Annotated in this window: 1 protein-coding gene; it reads right to left on the reverse strand. The window is 60.7% G+C overall.

The window, feature by feature from the left end; translation table 11 throughout:
- On the reverse strand, positions 1-2,687 hold a 2,687-nt coding region (locus WH91_RS08045), incomplete at both ends, for an efflux RND transporter permease subunit (protein ID WP_046170491.1).

Here is a 2,687-nt window from a genome sequence, read left to right on the forward strand (position 1 = left end):
TCTGTACCTCGACCATGGCTTGGTCGAGGTACATCAGCATCACGACTCCGGTTTCTGCGGCCACCCCGGCAAGAGCGATGAAGCCCACGACCACGGCAACCGACATATTGAAGCCCAGCCACCACATCAGCCACACGCCGCCCACCAGGGCGAATGGCAGCGACAGCATGACGATGAGGGTTTCTGTGATGGCTTTGAAGTTGAGATAGAGCAGGAGAAAAATGATCAGGAGCGTCACCGGCACGACAATCTTCATCTGCGCTTCCGCGCGTTGCAGGTACTCGAACTGCCCGCTCCAGGCGATTGAATATCCCGCCGGGAGCCTGACGGCGTCGGCGACCGCTTTTTGCGCCTCAGCCACATAGCCCCCAAGGTCGCGGCCGCTGATATCGACAAAGATGTAGGTGGCGAGTTGCCCGTTTTCGGTTCGGATCGAGGTGGCTCCCCGCGTGATGCTGATCTGCGCCACCTCACCCAAGGGCACCGCGCCGCCGTTGGGCAAAGCAACCTGGACCTCGTTTGCGATTGCCTGAGGGTTCGAGCGGAGATCACGGGGATACCGGATATTGACTCCGTAGCGTTCGCGGCCCTCCACCATTGTGGTGATCGTTTCTCCGCCAAGTGCCGTGGAAATCACGTCCTGGACGTCAGCAACGCTAAGGCCATAGCGCCCGAGGGCCTCCCGGTCCGGCACGATGTCGAGAAAATATCCGCCGGTCACTCGCTCCGCATAGGCACTCGACGTCCCCCGAACCTTCTCGACGATTGCCTCGACCTGTCTGGCGATGGTCTCCATTTCCCCAAGATCGGTGCCGAAGATCTTGACGCCGACCGGCGTCCTGATCCCGGTCGACAACATGTCGATGCGGGCCTGGATCGGCATGGTCCACGCATTCGACACTCCGGGAAACTGCAAAGCGGCGTCCATCTCAGCCTTGAGGCTGTCGATCGTAACGCCCGGGCGCCATTCGTCTTTCGGTTTGAGGTTAATGAGCGTTTCGAACATCTCGGACGGCGCCGAGTCGGTGGCGGTCGCCGCTCTGCCTGATTTCCCGTAAACGGACTCGACCTCCGGAAACGACTTGATGATGCGATCCTGCATCTGAAGCAGTTGAGCGGCTTTGGTTACCGAGATCCCGGGCAATGTCGTGGGCATGTACATGAGCGTGCCCTCATTGAGCGTCGGCATGAACTCGGACCCAAGTTGCCGAGCCGGCCATATCGAGACCGCAAGCACCACCAAAGCCAGCACGATTGTAAGGGTCTTGGCCTTTAGCACTGCTCGGATCACGGGCCGGTAGATCCAGATCAGCATGCGGTTGATCGGGTTCCTGTGCTCTGGAATGATCCGACCGCGGACGAAGACGACCATCAGCGCCGGAACCAGGGTGATCGAAAGGAATGCCGCCGCAGCCATGGCGAAGGTCTTGGTAAAGGCCAGCGGTCCAAACAGCCGACCCTCCTGGGACTGAAGTGTAAAGATCGGCAGGAAGGACACCGTGATGATAAGGAGGCTGAAGAACAAGGCCGGACCGACTTCGCTCGCAGCCTCGATCAGGACCTCGCGCCGCGGTTTTCCGGCGGGTGCCCGTTCCAGATGTTTGTGGGCGTTCTCTATCATGACGATCGCAGCGTCGATCATCGCGCCAACGGCAATGGCGATGCCGCCAAGGCTTATGATATTCGCGCCTATTCCGAACAGTCGCATGGCACCAAAGGCGATGAGGATGCCGACCGGCAGCATGATGATCGCCACGAGGGCGCTGCGCAGGTGGAGGAGGAAAACCACGCACACCAGAGCGACGATGATGCTCTCCTCGATCAAAGTCCCCTTGAGGGTTTCGATTGCCGCGTCGATGAGGTGAGAGCGGTCGTAGACGGGAACGATCTCCGTACCCTCGGGGAGGCTGGGCGCAATCTCCGCAAGCTTCTGTTTGACGCTGTCGATGACGGTCAGGGCATTGGCGCCGAAGCGTTGCAACACTATGCCGCCGGCGACCTCGCCTTCGCCGTTGAGTTCGGTGACACCGCGTCGCTCGTCGGGACCGATCTCCACACGGGCGACATCCTTGAGGCGCAGCGCCACACCGCCTACGGTCGCGAGTGCGATCTCCTCCAAATCGGAAACGCCCTGGAGATAGCCGCGACCACGGATCATGTACTCGAATTCCGAGAGCTCGATCGTTCGTCCGCCGACGTCCATGTTGCTAGCGCGGACCGCCTCCCGGACCATCGCCAGCGTGATGCCCTGTGCGCGCAGCCTGAAGGGATCGACGACAATATTGTACTGCTTGACGAACCCGCCCACGCCGGCGATTTCGGCGACGCCATCGGCCCGAGACGCCGCGAACCGGATGACCCAATCCTGTAGAGAGCGCAGCTCGCCCAGCGTTTGGTTCTTGCCCAGGACTGCGTATTGGTACACCCAGCCAACCCCGGTGGCATCGGGTCCAAGGCTTGGCGTTACGCCTTGCGGCAGTTTTTGGGCTGCGGCGTTGAGGTATTCCAAGACACGGCTACGGGCCCAGTATGGGTCCGTACCGTCTTCGAAAATCACGTAGACGAAGGATACGCCGAAGAACGAGAATCCTCGCACGACTTTCGACTGGGGAACGGTCAGCATGGCTGTCGTCAGCGGATAGGTGACCTGGTCTTCAACGACCTGTGGCGCCTGGGCTGGGTAGTCG

The organism is Devosia psychrophila, from assembly GCF_000971275.1.
GTDB lineage: Bacteria > Pseudomonadota > Alphaproteobacteria > Rhizobiales > Devosiaceae > Devosia > Devosia psychrophila.